The organism is Pseudomonas helleri (genome assembly GCF_045830615.1).
GTDB lineage: Bacteria > Pseudomonadota > Gammaproteobacteria > Pseudomonadales > Pseudomonadaceae > Aquipseudomonas > Aquipseudomonas helleri.
In genome coordinates, this window is record NZ_CP174501.1 from 1,690,423 (window position 1) to 1,708,279 (window position 17,857).

12 protein-coding genes are annotated in these 17,857 nt (G+C 49.7%); 7 read left to right on the plus strand and 5 right to left on the minus strand.

Annotated elements, in window-relative coordinates:
- Nucleotides 1-7: 7 nt before the first annotated feature.
- The 3 genes from ACJJU9_RS07815 (at nucleotide 8) to ACJJU9_RS07825 (ending at nucleotide 7,868) form a co-directional block, all read left to right on the plus strand.
- Entirely contained in the window at nucleotides 8-2,983 is a 2,976-nt protein-coding gene (locus tag ACJJU9_RS07815; protein WP_407730393.1) for a hypothetical protein, read from the plus strand.
- Nucleotides 2,980-4,104, plus strand: a complete 1,125-nt coding sequence (locus ACJJU9_RS07820; protein ID WP_407730394.1) for a hypothetical protein — start codon at nucleotides 2,980-2,982, stop codon at nucleotides 4,102-4,104. The genes ACJJU9_RS07815 and ACJJU9_RS07820 overlap by 4 nt, the downstream gene beginning before the upstream one ends.
- 104 nt (nucleotides 4,105-4,208) lie before the next feature.
- The gene (locus ACJJU9_RS07825; RefSeq protein ID WP_407730395.1) at nucleotides 4,209-7,868 is read left to right on the plus strand and encodes a sugar-binding protein; all 3,660 of its coding nucleotides are present in this window, start codon (nucleotides 4,209-4,211) and stop codon (nucleotides 7,866-7,868) included.
- A gap of 461 nt (nucleotides 7,869-8,329) precedes the next feature.
- Here ACJJU9_RS07825 and ACJJU9_RS07830 read toward each other — a convergent pair whose 3' ends face one another.
- From ACJJU9_RS07830 to ACJJU9_RS07845, 4 genes are all read right to left on the minus strand, one after another.
- Nucleotides 8,330-8,917: a hypothetical protein gene (locus tag ACJJU9_RS07830; protein ID WP_407730396.1), complete on the minus strand. Its 588-nt coding sequence runs from the start codon at nucleotides 8,915-8,917 to the stop codon at nucleotides 8,330-8,332.
- A 262-nt stretch (nucleotides 8,918-9,179) separates the two neighbouring features.
- On the minus strand, nucleotides 9,180-9,872 hold the full coding sequence (locus ACJJU9_RS07835) for a response regulator (protein WP_407730397.1): 693 nt from the start codon (nucleotides 9,870-9,872) through the stop codon (nucleotides 9,180-9,182).
- Nucleotides 9,873-10,069: 197 nt separating this feature from the next.
- Nucleotides 10,070-10,858, minus strand: coding sequence for a VacJ family lipoprotein (locus tag ACJJU9_RS07840; protein ID WP_407730398.1), 789 nt, complete (start codon nucleotides 10,856-10,858; stop codon nucleotides 10,070-10,072).
- Entirely contained in the window at nucleotides 10,851-12,149 is a 1,299-nt protein-coding gene (locus tag ACJJU9_RS07845) for a serine/threonine protein kinase (protein WP_407730399.1), read from the minus strand. Before ACJJU9_RS07845 ends, ACJJU9_RS07840 begins: the two co-directional genes overlap by 8 nt.
- 233 nt (nucleotides 12,150-12,382) lie before the next feature.
- On the opposite strand from ACJJU9_RS07845, the gene ACJJU9_RS07850 reads away from it, so the two are divergent.
- A complete protein-coding gene (locus ACJJU9_RS07850; RefSeq protein WP_407730400.1) occupies nucleotides 12,383-12,751 on the plus strand; it encodes a hypothetical protein in 369 nt (122 codons plus the stop codon).
- 76 nt (nucleotides 12,752-12,827) lie between these two features.
- On the opposite strand, the gene ACJJU9_RS07855 is transcribed toward ACJJU9_RS07850, so the two are convergent.
- Nucleotides 12,828-14,369, minus strand: a complete 1,542-nt coding sequence (locus ACJJU9_RS07855; RefSeq protein ID WP_407730401.1) for a glycosyl hydrolase family 17 protein — start codon at nucleotides 14,367-14,369, stop codon at nucleotides 12,828-12,830.
- Between the two features lie 282 nt (nucleotides 14,370-14,651).
- Here ACJJU9_RS07855 and ACJJU9_RS07860 point away from each other — a divergent pair, with 282 nt between their 5' ends.
- From ACJJU9_RS07860 to ACJJU9_RS07870, 3 genes are all read left to right on the plus strand, one after another.
- A complete protein-coding gene (locus ACJJU9_RS07860) occupies nucleotides 14,652-15,506 on the plus strand; it encodes a glycine betaine ABC transporter substrate-binding protein (RefSeq protein ID WP_407730402.1) in 855 nt (284 codons plus the stop codon).
- A 222-nt stretch (nucleotides 15,507-15,728) separates the two neighbouring features.
- A complete protein-coding gene (locus ACJJU9_RS07865; protein ID WP_048368581.1) occupies nucleotides 15,729-16,040 on the plus strand; it encodes a DUF485 domain-containing protein in 312 nt (103 codons plus the stop codon).
- A complete protein-coding gene (locus ACJJU9_RS07870) occupies nucleotides 16,037-17,695 on the plus strand; it encodes a cation acetate symporter (RefSeq protein WP_407730403.1) in 1,659 nt (552 codons plus the stop codon). The genes ACJJU9_RS07865 and ACJJU9_RS07870 overlap by 4 nt, the downstream gene beginning before the upstream one ends.
- Nucleotides 17,696-17,857 lie beyond the last annotated feature (162 nt).

Here is a 17,857-nt window from a genome sequence, read left to right on the forward strand (position 1 = left end):
TTCTGCTATGAGTATCAATTCGCGTGACACGCTGTTGGCTTCTATGAACGGCGAAAATACGACTAGAGGCTGGGGGGCTATTACGGCTTTTAGTCGGAGTCGGTTAAACCGCTTGCTGGAACAACAGTTTATTAATGGGTACGGTAAAGCAACCTATTTCCCTAGGATCTCCAAAAACTTCGACCTGCCCAATTCACGAAAAGTGGCATTGGAAAATCTAATTCTTGGTCAACCATTGATTTCATTTGAAAATGCTTCTCTGGATGCATCAAAAGTTACGGTGACTTTCCGTTTAGTGGGCGGCGCGTACAGCGAAGTTAAGAGTTTTTCGGGTGAGCCAGACGTTTTATTGACACACACTAAAATCAAAGAAACTCATGGTTTTACTATAACGGCTACCATTAATTTGGCGGTGACGCGAGGTGATATTGATCGTGTCGGCCGTGTGACATTAGATCTTTCTGATGCCGTGGATTTTACCTGCAATTTTGGTTCTTTGACGGGTATTAAACAAGAAATCAGTAAATTATTGAGTGCTTATTTCAAAGCCTTGCCTGCTCATAAAAGAATTTTCCAGTTAGGCGTGCTGGATCTTTCAGGCTACAACCCGTTAACCCCTGTGAGATTTTATTTACGCACCCAGCGAGCGCCCGGGGCAGAGGTTTCGGGCGCCGACAATGTAGGGGATGGGGCTGTATTGGTGTTCATCGATTTGGCTGGCAGCGCGGCCGGGAAAGATTTTCCAACGCAATCCAGCGGTTTTCGCTATTTCATCCCTGACGATACCCTAAACGGGCAAGACCAATATTCTGCCGCTCTGGTCCTCCATCACTCTATGCTGGCCGAGGCCAATGCAGACAACATGGCGTTATTGACGACCTTATTATTTCCTGGGCATAACCACTTTGAACCCATTTCTACCCATGACCCTCATGACAGGATTGTATTGGGTAATTTAGCCCCGAGCATCACGCTGTACAGTGTTGAACCCACTTTTTCGACAGTCCAGGCCGGAGGCACGCAAACGTTCATCTTTGAAGATGGCGAGGGCAAACAGGTCAACGCAACGTGGCGTGCACGTAGCTTGAACAGTTTTGGCTCTGAAGGTGCGGGCTCTATGGTTGGCAACGTTTACACGGCAGCCCCACGATCAAGCATTGGTCATGACACGTTACGGGTTGTTGTGACAGGCACTTATGAGAAGGGTGGAATTAAATACGAAGCTTCAGCATTGTTGCTTGTTGCTTACGAGGCGGCGTCCATCTCGCCTTTGGTCTCTGAGCGACAAGTCTTTGCCGAGGCTTCTGATTATCTGCCTGGTTCTCCCAAATTCGCGATTGCGAAGCAGTGGATCAATGCCGAACCTATCAAATTCAGTGCGTCAGCTGCGGACACCGATGTGGTTGAGTGGACGCTGCTCGATGAAGGGTATGGGTCCATTGAGCTGACCGGTAATACGGTTAATTACTCATTGCCAGATCCTTCCGAGATCGCAGGCAAGGACCTGTTTGTTCAGCGCGTTAGAGCCTATAACAAGACGACTCAGCAAGAGATGGTGAGCTCCGTCCTTTTATCGTCATGGGCGCATAACGTGCATATTGCGCCTGCGTTTGTTGAGAACCTTATACCTAATGCCCAGGTGCAACTCAGTACTGACTGGAATCGTCCAGGCACTGTGACGTGGTCAGTGGTCAACGGTGATGGATCTGTCGATGAAAATGGCATGTTTACGGCTTCTAACTCATCTGAGCCGCAAACGAATGTTGTGCTTTACAGTTATATGTCAGATACAGGCGTGGGCATGTCGGGCTTCAGCGTTATAGAAACGTCAGGGTATACACCGCAAAAATCTTGGGACACCGTTGTCATTACTGTGAAAGTGATTGATGGCAAGAGCCCGGCTGACAACGAATACCAAGGGAGCGCTTATGCAAACGGATGGCAACAGGTTCGTTTACAAACCTACTTGGTGACCACAGGTGGAGAGTTATCCTCAGAAGAAATAGACTCATTAGAGGTTATGGATTTTGAATCGAACCAACCGGTCCAAAACACAGACCAATTTAATGAGTATGGCATACCTTACGGTTCTGAGTATGACTGGGCTTTTGCAAAGCAGAGCAACAGCTTTACGATGATTGGGGCAAGTAATGCTGTAAGCAATGAACTATTTGCGAATGCCACCGAAGATCTTTATGTTGTGGGTCGGCCGTTGACCGCCGGTCAAATTCAAACGCGCACATTCTTTGTGCGTTTCATTGACAGCAATGGTACACCGCATACTTCTTTAATTGCTGATAATGCCGACGCTGGTAAGGTTTTTATTAAAGCGCTGCCCATACCACAATTAAATAGAGAGTCGTATTCATTCACCAAGACAAGAGTACTGACAGAGGGTGATATCGTATTGGATCCTCAGCGTCCAGCCGATGAGGCGCCTTCTTATGATTATAATTATCGGACGATAGATTATTATACAATTGCTTATACGGGTGGGCAGTTTAAATTTGCTAACTTTGAACGCACGGATCCCACGCTCAATCGTAAAGACATAAATCAGTCAACGATTCAATGGGAAAGTGACGTGCTTGAAGAAACCATGTTTAGCTACACGGGTAGTGCATTTTTTCCACCAATCGGCAACGCACCTAAGTACCTTAGATTTGATCCGCAGTTAATCTCTATGAATGAAAACTTAATAGCTAAACTTGCTACGCTGGAGGTAGATACTGCATATAGTCCGAGCGCAGGGCAGTTGCTGGTGAGTCTTCACCGCACCGATGACGTTAGCTACCTTTCACGTTCAAATGCTGTGAGGATCAAGCTTTATAAGGGCGTGGACTTCGAGTTTCAGGATGTTTATGGTAATTTTCATGGAATTAAAATTGCATTTCCTAATGCGTCAGGTGAAAACAGTCGTAATGATCTGATACTCAGCACTTATCTGCGGGATCGCGAATCAGGTGAGGTAATAAAATCATGAAACGATTAATGACCCCTCTGAATTTTTTGTGCTTTACAGTCATCATGAGCAGTACTGCTCCAGTCTGGGCAAGTAATGCGCAGACTCAACTTAAAGCTGTGGAAGATGTAACGTCTGAGGTTGTTATTTATAATGCACTGTCAGATGGTAAGCCCAAAGAGCAATGCAGAATCCCGTTTTCTAATGAAGTATTGAATGTCAATATGGGGGATAATAAGTACGGGTGCAATAATGATGATGCTTATTATATTTCCCTGCAAAACGTACCTTCTGCAACTAAGATATGGTTGATGTCTGAGAAGGATTGTAATTTCAACAACACTAACGCTGACTGGGTTTTTAAATTAATAGCACGCAAAAAAAGCGTGTCGACGGATACTCTCAATATCAACGGATTGCGAGTAGCTTTAGAGACGAAGCAATCTAATCCCGATAAAGCGGTCATCGTAACGGCCGGTGTTGAGCTAACCGGAGGGCAATTTGTGAGGCCGGAAATTAATGGTAAACTTTCGTGTGTTCGCATTGAACCCTCGACGCCAGATACTTCGCAATCACCGAACGTTACTGCTCCATCATCAGCATTTCTCAAAAATGTGAATGGGGGTGCAACGTCGCCTGAGTTACATGCGCCAGTGCCCGTTATTAATTTTTATGGCAAGCCTGACAGTGGCAGTAAATTATACTGCTCAATCCCTATTAAAAATTATACGTACCATTTAGCTGCTTGGGAGGACCGCGACGGAGTACCTCATGATAAAGATGATGGCGGTTATGGTTGCCCGAATGATGATATATATGCGTTAGAGCTTAGTAATGTGCCCTCGGCGACGAGGATTTATTTGTCTTCCGAGTCAAGTTGCGATATGAATGAGTACCCCGAGGCCCCGGGAACAAGTTGGGCTGACTGGATCATAAAACTTAAAACAACGCAAAAAAGCGTTACCACCCCAGGAAATGATGCGCCTTATTTGCAACTCAATGATTTGATTTCTATGGAGAGTAATAAGGTAGTGGCCCCGCCCCATGCCGGCTTGCTATTAACACGTAAGATTCATAATCGTGGCAAAGTGGGCGGTAAATTATCCTGTGTTCAGATCATTGTGCCTACACCCGATATTTAATTTCCATTAGCACTTCTGCTTGCTCGAGCGGATTTAATAGAAGGCCCGTGCTCTTTTTATTGAGCGCGTGCCTAAAAGTATTATTCAAACTAGGGGTATTCAAGATGGCATCATCTACAGCAGTGCATTCCAATGCCTTCAATTTTATGAGCTACTTGCAAGGTGGTGTAGATCCACGTACAGGGCAGTACAGCGTTTCCATAAACTTGCCGGAACTAAAAGCTAATAATTTAACCGGGCCAGTGGTTCCTTTAGTGTTGATGTTCAATCCACTTAATTTGCGTGATAGTGGTTTTGGTCAAGGATGGTCATTGCAACTTACCGAGTTTAATTTAGTCACTCGAGTGTTGTCATTGAGTTCTGGTGAAACCTTCAGGGTTACGGGCAAAGATCCGGATGGGCAGTTGACCATGGAGGAAAAAAAACTCGACAATTTTCATATTTATGAAGAGGGCGATGAGTATCGAATCGTGTATAAGTCGGGGGGGACTGAAATACTCAAGGTTTATGGATCTACAGCACTGCCTGTCTATATGTATTCTGCAGAAGGGCGTCGGGTAGTTTTGGACTACGTTCCCTACCTCGCAGACTATAGGCTGAATACCGTCAAAGATGAGTCTGATATGACGCTTCTTTTATTTGCTAGCGATGGCATCACTGTTTCGATGCAAGCTTATCCTTATTCGAGTGAGGCGGGTGGGGCGCTGGCGGTTTATACGCTATTCCACAATCAATCTGAGAGCACGACAGCTCTCACGCTGCCTACTGAAGACGGTGCCCGTTGGCTATTCACGTATGCAGATAAGCTCGGGTTCAATTGCATTTGCCGTGTTGAGACACCCACCGGAGGCCTGGAAGTTATTGAGTATGGTGACGGTGGACACAAGCATCCTGACCCTACTGCGTCAAATTTACCACGTGCTACGCTTCATAGTGCAGACCCAGGGTGCGGCCAACCCATCGTCACCACAGAGTATCGTTACGATCTACCCAATCAAGCAACGCAGAATAATTTTCTGGGCTTTGGAGCATCAGGTCTGAATTGGGATCCAACAGGCATTGATAACCTGTATCAAGTCATAAACTATGATTACAGTACAGTTGAGCGTTTATTGAATGGCGAAGATGAGGTTCGCCGTGTACAGCGAACTTTCAATTCATTTCATTTGTTGGTTAAGGAAGAAACCTACCAGAACGAATCTGTAATGCGCGTCACAACGACTTACCATGCTCTAGCGGACACTATTTTTGCCAGTCAGCCCCTGAATTTTCAACTACCGGCCAGCGTTGAAACACGATGGGAGAAGAAGGGCAGTTCTCGTTATGAAATAGTCAAAACCACGTATGACAAATATGGAAACCTGATCGAAGAGATTGGAGCGGACGGTGTTACTAAGCGCAGCACTTATTACTTAGCTGAAGGAGGCGATGGCTGTCCTAAAGATCCTGAAGGATTTGTCAGGAGTGTAAAAGACACAACTGTCATCCCGGCCTCCGGTGCTTCAGATGTGGCACAGCAGCTGACAACGGCTTATCGCTACACATCGTTCGGCGCGTTAAATGCCGCACGGGCTGATTGGTTGGCGGTTGAAAGTGAATCACTGTTTGAGGTGAACAATAAGGTTGAGAAATTGCTGCACAAGGTTACGTACAACTATAACAATGACGTCACGCAACCTTTGGTCTTTGGGCGTATTAAGCAGCAGGCGCTAGAACGGCCCTCCCTGGACGAGGATACCTATAAATTCTTAACCGACTATGATTACAATTTGTCGCCTGCACGCTACAGTCGCGCAGCAGAGACAGTATTGCAGACAATAGAAACAATAACTAATTTCGATGGGACGACAAAGAAGATAACCAGTGAAACGTCCACGGTTCATGGCCAACCCTTGTTAGTAGAGGATGACAATGATGTGAAAATTGCCTATGTCTATGATGCCTTGCAACGTGTCATCCAAGAAACCGTGGCACCTGACCTTACTAACTATATTGCGCACCGTTACTATACGTATGAACTATCTATGCGGTGGGGAGTTGCAGCTAAACAAATAGCTACCAATGTAAAGGGTGTCAAGACAACAACTCTGTTAGATGGTTTTAATCGTGTGGTGGGTGAGACCCGCCAAAATGCTGACGCTGTTAACCGAACGCGCGCAGATGACTTTAGAGAAACGTATCGTGCGCAATATGACGTGTTAGGTAACCTTATCGCTGAGACCGAAATTGATTGGCTTGATGAATCTGAACCACTGGAGTTAACAACATCCTTTTTGTTTGACGATTGGGGGCAGCAACAAACTGAAGTTCGCCCAGATGGGGTTAAGGTGCATGAGGAAACTAATCCGATTGGTTCTTCGCAGTGGAATGGGCCTATTATTACGACTTGGACCGAAGTGCCAGGCTCGACGATCAAGTACCTGTTGAGCGTCAGTAAACTGAACGCGTTTGAAAAGCCTGTCATGATTGAACGATATGACGGGAGCGGTGATGTTTTCTCTAGCCGACATGAATATTTCTATGACGGTTTAGGGCGTATGGTCAGAGAGGTTGATGGCCGCAAGTGCGAGACACGCTACGAATATGATGCATTTGGCCGGACGATTAAAACAACGCTTCCTGATAAAGCGAAGGTGGTGCGTGAGTACGCTGCACACAGTGCGGAGGACTTGCCAACCTTAATCAGTGTTGAGGGACAAGTCTTAGGTACTCAAGGTTTTGATGGGTTGGGCCGTATGACGTCATCGACGACGGGGGGCAGGGAAAAAGTATTTGATTTCAGGGCTGGAGAGCTACAGCCGTGGAAGGTCACCACAGCGCGGCACCATGAAATTGAGTATACGTATGCTCCACAATTGGGAGAAGAGCCAACGCTGCGCAAAGTATCTGGCTCGGCTAACAGTGCGAAATATGAATACGACCCCCAAAATGCACGTTTGAAGAGTTGCACTGATCAGGACCAAACGCTCGAACGTGAGTATTTCTCGACGGGTGAAATCCATACAGAGAAAGTTTCTCAGGTCCAAGGCGAACCTTTGACCATGACCTATGATTATTCGCTTCGTGGGCGTATTCGTTCTTATAAAGATGTCTTGGGACAAACACAAACGTATGATTATGATTCTTTAGGGCGTTTGGATAAAACGACGTTAGGGAATATAAGGTCTACCTTTGAATATAATAGCCTGGGTTTGATGGCTTCGATTACAACAGAGGATGGTCCGCTAGGTGATCTCGGTAATCCACAAGTGATCATAAAGCTGGAGTACGATAAGCAGGGTCGAGAAGTAGCAAGAATATTTTACCTTAATGAAGTTGAGCAAACACTTGTGCAGGACTATGACGAGGTCGATAACTTGTCGTCCAGAACCTTGAAAGAAGGTGATGTTATCATCAGGCAAGAAACCTATGTCTATGACGTGCGCAGTCGACTCGTATCTTATGAATGCACAGGTACTCAACCGCCCGAGGATCCGCATGGCAGATCGATTAATTCGCAGTATTTTACGTTCGATGCATTGGATAATATTACTCTCGTAGACACTATTTACACGGACGGCACGTACCTCATGGCAGAATATGCCTTTGATAATACCGACCCTGTTCAGTTGTCTTCTCTGACTTATACCTTTGATGGTGGGGTGCCACAGACCACATCATTTACTTATGATGAAGAGGGCAATATGACCAGTGATGAGTTAGGCCGTGTTTTGGAGTATGACCCATTGAACAGGTTGTCTAGCGTGAGCCTCATTTCTTCCTGAGTTCTCTGATGGGTTTCAGTATTATATAAATTGATCGGTTTTAGCCTGTGGCGTGGCTAAAACCGATTTTATTGATAAAACCTGAGCAGGTATTGCAACCTGCGCTGGTTTGGTGCCAAATATTTAAAGTTCTGCTTAGATAGCGCCTATTAAGTATCAATACGATTGTTGAACAGGCTGGTTATCGGAACAAACAGAGGTAGCGTTACAGGTTGTTGATCTCTGTAAAGCGGCAACCACTTACGCATTACGTTAACATTCTTGCCGTGACTGATGGCGACAGTGGAAATGCATGCGCCGAGTTACAGGCCTTTCTGGACAACGTGGGCTTTTAACGATAGGGATAATAACTTCTGTTAAGCATTTAAGGGCTATGGCGTCTGCTTTAAAAAGACGGACGCCATTGCCCTTGAATGAGGAGATCTGTAGAGGGTCAACTGTTCGCGTACTTTAAGAGGTTATTACAGGGCTCGAACATAACCACAGGTATACGTGCTGGAGGCTTTTTCATCACATTTACCATCGTTGTCGCACAGGTGGCTTCGCCCAATCATGATTTGCCCTGCTGGGCAGGATTTTTCATGGTCATCTTCTGGGAATTTCAATACGGTTCCTGGCCTTAATTTTTGAACAACACCGTTTATCGAAAATGCACTGCAACGATAGTAAGTCGATCCGTTTTCATCATCTTTATGTTTAATGCCTGTCATGAGTGTACCTTCGGGGCATGTGTATGTATGGCCGCTTGGTTTGCCTTCATTAATTGCACTGGACCAATTGCCGTAGGCATCGTCTCCCTTTTCAGGTTCTGGGGTTTTGTAGTTCGACATAGTGCCTGCAACGCCGTAAGGGGCGTAGGCGGAGCAAACTATAACCGGGTCTGTATTCTCATCTCCATGTCGAGTGCTTTTAATCATGGCTTCATTAGGATTGCACGTCTTGCCGTAGTCACCGCTGGCTTTAGTTTTTCCCGCTATATCACTAGCCGATGGGGTAGTTGATTGGGGGGAGGATACTGCCATGGCGTGTGCACTAACAGTCAAAGCCATCGCGCTCGCCATGAATAGGCGCATAAGGGGAGGTGCTGAGTTTAGAAACAAGGATTTAGGCATTTTCATTTCCTGCTAGGTCACGTTGAGTTTGCCGATTGACTACCGGTCTTATCACCTTACGTTTTAACTCCTGTAGGGGGTACTAGCAGTTCTGATAGGTAGGGGCCTCATGTGTGTCTATCGACGCTGAATGTTAAATGTTTTCTTCAGGCTTTAGTCTTGGGATGATTCTTTTATGCACTTAAAGTGCTGGACGGCGCTATGGTACATATGCGTTGCTTGCTAATTCATGGGCTACGGTATAGCCGACGCCTATCAGATGTGCGTTAGCAGCCAGTTCACTCAGGCTTCGCAATCCCAGCTTGTGCATGGCGGTCCGTTTTTGGCGGCTGATAGTTTTTTCGCTTCGGTTGAGTCGTTTTGCTATTTCACGGCCCCCTAAACCCTGTCCATATAAGCGTACGACTTCTAATTCTTTAGCTGATAGCGATTTATGAGCTACTTCGCCTATTTTGATAGTTGCCAGTGACGCGCAGAAACTGGAACTCACATAACGTTTACCCTTAAGCACGCTGGCTACAGCATTATCAAGCTCATTAAGAGGCCGATGTTTATCGAATGCCCCGCTTATCCCTAAGTTCAGTAATTTACGGAGCATGATCTGATTGTTAATCATGGTCATGATAATTATTTTTGTTTTTTCGAAATGCTTACGAATATGGCTGATTAGTGTCAACCCATCGGGAAAGCTCCCGCCCGGCATTGACAAGTCAGTAATAATTAGATCGTAGGTGTCATTTTTTAAAAGATTTAATAACGATCCGGTGCAAGATGCCTCGATAATAATGCAGTCGCCGGGTTTGAATAAAGATTCCAGCGCGATGCTTGCGCCAAGCAATACGACGGGGTGGTCGTCGGCAATAATTATTTTTAATGGGAGGGGAGAATGCATTAATTCAATCCTTCAGCAAGACGCGAAAGGATTACGTTATCAAAGAAACGATCATATGCTCTGTAAGTTGTTTCCTTAATAAAGGTGCAATAATCTGTGCCTACGGATCTTTAGAGATTCTTTTCTGTAGGATTTATTTCCAATCAAACTGGCTGAGTCGTGCGCCGGGCCGTGTCTCAGCCACCTTTATAACTGGCTTATTCAGTAATCTGCAATTTTCTAGCCTCAGTATAGATATAACGCAATTTGTCATATTCAAATGGTGAGTCGAATTGCCCGTAACGGAAGCTGGTGTTGTAGCGTTTATCGATGGCTTGCAGCAGCCAGATTTCCGGGTGGCGCGAGCTTTCGCGCGGTACGTTGAGGAAGTTGATTTCTCGATTGGCGCCGTAGTCGACCACCAGCCCTGTGGTGTCGCGCAGGTTTGAAGGGCCCAGGATCGGCAGCATCAAATAGGGGCCGTCCGGGACACCATAAAAGCCCAGGGTTTGCCCGAAGTCTTCGCTCTGACGCGGCAGGCCCATGGCGGTAGCAGGATCCCACAGGCCGCCAACCCCCAGCGTGGTGTTAAACAGCAACCGTGCGGTGGTTCTCAACGAGCGGTCACCCTTGAGCTGCAGCATGCTGTTAAACAGGTTGGGTACATCACCCAGGTTATTAAAGAAGTTGGTGACACCAGTGCGAACAAAACTGGGGGTGACATACCGGTAGCCGTCGACTACCGGCAGGAACACCCACTGATCGAAACGGTAGTTGAAGTGGTAAATGCGCCGGTTAATCGACTCCAGCGGGTCATATACATTGAGCGCGTCCATGGTGGCGCGTTCAAATTCACGCTGATCGAGGCCTGGATTGAACTTCAACAGTTTTAGGGGTTGTGTAAAGCCATCAACGTCGTGTGTAGGTTCGATGTTGGCTTTGCTGTCGTCTGCCTGGGCGTAGCCGGCACTGAGTAGGGCGGCGAGAAGCACGAGATGTTTAGCCACGGAAGAACTCCAGCATGTCTTTGGTGTTAACGCGGTAGTTGAGATTGCCGCAGTGGCCACCATACGGGTAGACAGTCAGGCGGTTGCCGAAGGTCTTGCGCAAGAAGCCCAAATCACCAGGGCCCAGGATGATGTCGTCGGCATTGTGCATAACGGCAATTTTGGGGCTGTTTCTCAAATAGTCCTGCAAGGCATACAGGCTGACCTGGTCGATCAGTTGCAGCAAGCTGCCGCCATCGGTGCGGGCGCGCCACATCGGTATGACTTGCTCGGTGAGGTAACAATCGAAGTCGCACAGCAGTGAGCGCTTGAGGAATGGCGTCAGGCTGGTGCCTTCGGTAATGGGGTAGTTAGGAGGCGTGATCAGACCGCGACGGTTTATCAAGTCTGAAGTGAACACGATGTCGGCAGATGAGAACCGGAACATAGTGCCAATCAGCATTGCCATCTGTTCGTTGGTCAAACGCTCTTTGGAGTTCTGCAAGTCGTAGACCAGCGCGCCATTAAGATCGACGTAGCCTTTCTGCTTGAAGTACTCGGTGAGCTTATTCAGTACCAACTCGTAGAACGTGGTGCTGCTATTGATGCCTTTAACTTCCGTTTGTACCAGCTTGTCGAGGTTGCTGATGGACGTATACAGGTTCACCGGCGGGTTAAGCATCAAGACTTTCTTGAAGTTGAAGCTTTTGCGGGTTTCGTCCAGGTGGCTGACGAAGGCCGCGTCCAGTGCGCCAAGGCTATAACCCGCGAGGTAGTACTCAGTCACCGCCACATTGGCTTGTTGGGCGCGAACCGCTTGCATGACGTGATACAAGTCTTCGGCATCGTATTGGCTGATGCCGGGTGTGGCAAAGCGTGAAGCCGCGCTCATAAAGTCATAGCTGGTTGGCGACGACAATTGCACAACGTGGTAGCCGGCTTGATAGAACAGCTTTTTCAAAAACTCGTTGAGGCTGCTGTCGTAGGGCGCCCCTGTACCGGCGATCAGGAAGATCAGCGGGGCCGCGTGGTCTTGCTTGGCGATTCGGTAGGTGAGCTTTTTCACTGCCCAGAAGTTGGCCGGCAAGGTGAACTCGCGCTCTGGTCGCAGCTTGAGGGTGTAATCCGATTGGTTGATGTCATCTTCGCTGGGCAGCAGTGGGCGCATTTCCGGCGGGGTTGTAGCAATTGTGGCTTCGAAGGGGTTGGTCAGGGGGTAGCCATAAGTGGCGGGGTCGACATCGACCGCTTGTGCGGACGCACTCAAAATAAGGCCGCACAGCAAGGCGGCAAAGGGTAGAGAACGAAGCATGACGACTATCCCTAATAAAGTGCGGAAAATGATTCGCAGGCTATGACCACAGGGCTACAGTCGAAGTGCCATTGTCTGACACAAAATACATCCCCCGGGCAGAAGAAAGCAGGCAATGAACTACCAGAAGATACACGTTGAATGACTTTAGTGAACAGTTATCTGATTGCAAGGCTTGCATACCCCTAAAGGGCGATTAAGCTGGGCGCCGCTTTTGCCTATTGGAGTTTTGTATGCACCCTCGTTTGCCGTGGATCTTGCTGCTCATTGCCTTGCCATTGTGGCTGGCGGCCAGTTATGGCCTGCGTTACGGCTTGATGGAGGACCCGCAATGGGTGGGAACGTGCGTTGCTGAGGCCGGGCGTTGGGAATGCCAGTTGCGCTCAAACCTTGGCTGGTTGATTCACTTCAGGGCATTGGGCTGGGCGGCGTTGGTGACGTCGGTGCTGGCTTTTTTTGTACGGGGACGTGTTGGCAATGCTCTGGCGGTGTTGGCGTTGCTGTTTGGCTTGCCGGCATTGGCGCTCTACAACGCCAGTTTGGCGGTCTTTGCGGTGGTGATTGCAGGGTTGCGGCTGGTTCGGGCAAAACCGCAAAAATAATCCAATCCAGGAGCAAGCTTGCGATCTTTTTAAAGATCAAAAGATCGCGAGGCAAGCTCGCTCCTACAGATTTGGGTTATTGACGGCGGCTGCGCCACAGCGCGATGACCATCAATACACTGACCAAGGCCCATACCCAGGCTTGTTGGTTGTTCAGGCCTTCGCGGTACAGTTGCAGTGGGATGCCCGCGCCTATGATCAGCGCCAACAGGCTGAGTTCACGCCGTGGTCCGCTCGCCGGGCGCAGCAGGTAAACCAAAGCTGGCAGCACCAGAGCGGCACTCGGGAAGCTGCGATAGCGGGGTTCAAATACCAGGCCCAGCATCATGACTGCACCGGCAAACCCGGCGGCTGCGATCCAGCATCCTGCATGACGCTCGAGCACGTTGAACAGACGCTTACGCCAGCCCTGTTGTTGCCCCAGCGCCAAAGCGCTGTGGGCGAGCACAATCAGATTGAGCACAACCAACAACCCGGCCCATGTCCATTCTTCGGTAAAGCGACTGGTAACTGATGCCAGTTCGGCCCATGCCACCAGGCTACAACCCGCCACGGCTCCCAGGGCCGGCAGCAACAGAGCCGAGCGCGTGCTGCCTACGCGTCCACCGATCAACAATGTGGCCGCAAACAGAGCGATACCCAGTCCCAGCCAGGCTGGCCAATGGGGCAGGTTGGTTACGGGGCCTGCAAGTATGCCTTTGTCTTGGCGGTCGGCATCAAATAGCCCCCAGTAACCGCCCACTGCACCTTCACTGGCACGCTTCCACGGTTGGTCGAAGGCTTCGATCAGGTTGTATTTCCAGCCGTTCTGTTCGGCCAGGGTGACAAAGCCACGAATGAATTTGGCTTCGTTGACACGGCTCGGCAGGGCGGTTTCGCGCTGGCGGCCTTCGCTGGGCCAGCCGGTTTCGCCGATCAGGATGTCTTTATCGAATTTGCTGCCGAATTCCTGGCGCACCTGGGCGACGTGGTTGACGGCCTGGTCGATCCCCGCAGGGTCGTCTTCCCAATACGGCAGCAAGTGGATGGTCAGAAAGTCTACTGCCGGTGCAATCTCGGGGTGTTGCAACCAGAACTCCCACACATCTGCGTAGGTGACAGGTTGTTTGATTTGGCTTTTGACCTGCGTGATCAGCTTGACCAGTTGGGGGGCAGTGATTTCTTTACGCAGCAAGGTTTCGTTGCCGACAATCACGGCGCTGATGACATCCGGGTTGGCATTGGCATTGGCGATCAATGCGTCGACTTCTTTTTGGGTCTCTACGGCGTTGCTGCTAACCCAGGCGCCACTCATCATCTTCAACCCGTGCTTGCGGGCCAGTTGCGGGAGGGCTTCAAGCCCGGCCTGGGAATACGTGCGGATACACTCAAAGCGTGTCGCCAACAATGCCAGATCCGCGTCCATGCGCTCTACGCGAGGTACGAAAGGCTGGTCGAACGGGGACTGGTCTTTGTCAAACGGTGTGTAAGACGCACATTGCAGTTTGTGCGTAGGGGTAGCGGCATCGGGCAGGATGACGGGCTGGCCCAGGCCATACCAGAAACCGGCAATGGCACACACGCCCAGCAAGCAGGCAAGGAGGTAAGGCAACACAGGGGAGCGGGCAGTCGCAGACATGGTCAGGCCGTATGGGAGCAAAGCCGCGCATCTTACCTGCAATCAGCTGCGCCTAGAGCTTCCGTATAATTTTGTCATGCAAAGTTCAGGTGGGTGTTTGGGCAAAGTGCTTTGGGGCAGCGGCTGATGTCGTTGATGGTTGGCTGGGCGTCGTCGTCAGAGCAGGGCTCTTGGCAGGCGAGGACGATTATCAGGGGGGATGTTATGTCGGGGGTGTTTATAAAGCCCTGAAACCTGATGTGGTCCGGCACTCGTCGGGCCCGGCACAGCGAGGAATCATAGATGAAGATGCGACGACTCTTGAGCGCGGGAGCTGCCTTGGTGCTGGCGATGAGTGCGGGGTTGGCGATTGCTCAGACCAAGCCCACCCTTAATATCGGTTATGTCGACGGTTGGTCCGACAGTGTGGCGACAACGTTCGTGGCCGCAGAGGTGATCAAGCAGAAGTTGGGTTACGACGTGAAATTGATGCCGGTGGCTACGGGCATCATGTGGCAGGGCGTGGCCACGGGCAAACTCGATGCGATGCTGTCTGCCTGGCTGCCAGTCACTCATGGTGAATACTGGGCCAAGAATAAAGACAAAGTGGTGGATTTTGGCCCCAACTTTAAAGAAGCAAAAATTGGTTTGATTGTTCCGGAGTATGTAGAGGCCAAGTCGATTGCTGATCTGAAGGACGATAAAGGCTATAAAAACAAAATCGTAGGGATTGATGCCGGGTCGGGCGTGATGTTGAAAGCGGACGAAGCAATCAAGGACTACGGTTTGAATTACAAGTTACAAGCCAGTTCCGGTGCGGCCATGACCTCTGAGCTTGGACGTGCATACGCTAAAAAAGAACCGATTGTAGTGACGGGCTGGGTGCCGCACTGGATGTTCGCCAAGTGGAAGTTGCGCTTCCTGGACGATCCAAAGGGTATCTTTGGCGCTGCAGAAACTGTCAATAGTGTCGGTAGCAAGGACCTGGGAAAGAAAGCGCCGGAAGTTGAAGCGTTCTTTAAGAAGTTTTCGTGGAATTCCAAAGACGAAATTGGTGAGGTCATGCTGGCCATTCAAGAGGGGGCCAAGCCAGAAGCTGCCGCAAAGGATTGGGTTGCCAAACACCCTGAGCGTGTCGCCGAGTGGACGGCTAAATAATCGCGAAGCGTCTAGCTCGCAGCACACAGAACCGCTCGGTTTAATCGCCGTGCGGTTTTTCTGTTTTGAGCACTGGCCAAATGATGTCGTTATTCGCGCAGCCTAGAGAATACGGGGCCTGTAGGGTATTTCGGTTCTACTACTAAAGTCGTCTGGCTTAGAGATCGAAGCCCCCTAATAGTGAAACCGTTACATCTCTTCTGTGCTGCGAGGACAAAAATAATGAACGACAGCATTTACCTCTCGATTCAAAACAGCCCGCGTTTCAAGGAGCTGGTCAAAAAAAGGGAGCGGTTCGCCTGGATTCTTTCGGCGATCATGCTCGGTTTATATGCCGCCTTTATTCTGTTGATTGCTTACGGGTCGCACATCATGGGGGCCAAGTTGTACCCCGGCTCCGCTATAACCTGGGGAATACCGATCGGGATCGGGCTGATTATTTCGGCCTTTGTTCTGACCGCTATTTATATTCACCGGGCCAATGGCGAGTTTGACGATCTGAACAATGCAATTCTGAAGGAGGCTGAGCAATGATCCGGCGTCTATTGGCAACACTGGGCATTGCTGCCTTGTCTCAAGGTGTCTGGGCGGCTGACGCCTTGACGGGGGAAGTTCAAAAACAACCGCTTAACGTCGCTGCAATTATTATGTTCCTCGCGTTTGTAGGCGCGACCCTGTGTATTACTTACTGGGCCTCCAAACGTAATAAGTCAGCTGCGGACTACTATGCCGCAGGTGGCAAGATCACCGGCTTTCAAAATGGTCTGGCGATTGCGGGCGACTATATGTCTGCCGCATCGTTTTTGGGTATTTCCGCGCTGGTATATACCTCTGGCTACGATGGCCTGATCTATTCGATTGGCTTTTTGGTGGGTTGGCCAATCATTCTGTTCCTGATTGCCGAGCGTCTGCGTAACTTGGGTAAATACACCTTTGCAGATGTGGCGTCGTACCGTCTGGGCCAAACCCAGATCCGTTCGCTGTCAGCGTGTGGTTCGCTGGTGGTTGTCGCGTTCTACCTGATCGCGCAAATGGTCGGTGCGGGCAAGCTGATTCAATTGCTGTTCGGTCTCGATTATCACGTTGCGGTGATTCTGGTCGGCATTTTGATGTGCCTGTATGTATTGTTCGGCGGCATGCTGGCGACTACATGGGTGCAGATCATCAAGGCGGTGTTGCTGTTGTCCGGTGCGACCTTCATGGCCGTGATGGTGATGAAGCACGTTAACTTTGACTTCAACTCGCTGTTCGCTGAAGCGGTCAAGATTAACCCCAAAGGTGAGGCCATCATGAGCCCGGGCGGCCTGGTGAAGGATCCGATTTCGGCCTTCTCGCTGGGTCTGGCGCTGATGTTTGGTACCGCAGGCCTGCCGCACATCCTGATGCGCTTCTTCACCGTGAGTGACGCTAAAGAAGCCCGCAAGAGCGTGCTGTACGCGACTGGCTTTATTGGTTACTTCTACATTCTGACCTTCATCATTGGTTTCGGCGCGATCATTCTGGTCAGCACCAACCCGGCTTTCAAAGATGCAGCGGGCGGTTTGTTGGGCGGTAACAACATGGCGGCGGTGCATTTGGCTGACGCGGTGGGCGGTAGCATCTTCCTGGGCTTTATCTCGGCGGTGGCCTTCGCGACGATTCTCGCGGTGGTTGCAGGGCTGACGCTGGCCGGTGCTTCGGCGGTGTCTCATGACCTGTATGCCAGTGTGTTCAAAAAGGGCAAAGCCAACGATAAAGATGAAATTCGCGTCTCCAAAATCACCACGGTGGCGTTGGGCGTGTTGGCGATTGGTCTGGGTATCTTGTTCGAAAGCCAAAACATCGCGTTTATGGTGGGCCTGGCGTTCTCTATCGCGGCGAGCTGTAACTTCCCGGTACTGCTGCTTTCGATGTATTGGAAAAACCTCACCACGCGCGGCGCCATGATCGGTGGCTGGCTGGGTCTGATCAGTGCGGTTGGCTTGATGGTCCTGGGCCCAACCATCTGGGTGCAGATTCTGCATCATGAAAAAGCGATCTTCCCTTACGAATATCCAGCCTTGTTCTCCATGATCATTGCGTTCGTGGGTATCTGGTTCTTCTCCGTGACTGACAAATCCAAGTCGGCTGCGAAAGAGCGAGCGCTGTTCTTCCCGCAGTTTGTTCGTTCACAAACCGGGTTGGGGGCGAGCGGGGCGGTAGACCACTAAAGCAGCGGCAAGTTGTTAGCTGCAAGCTGCACGTAAAATCAAATCCCCCTGTCTTAAGGCAGGGGGATTTTTTATGTCTGCCTACCCTGTAGGAGTGAGCTTGCCTCGCGATCTTTTAAAGATCAAAAGATCGCGAGGCAAGCTCGCTCCTACACGCAGTGT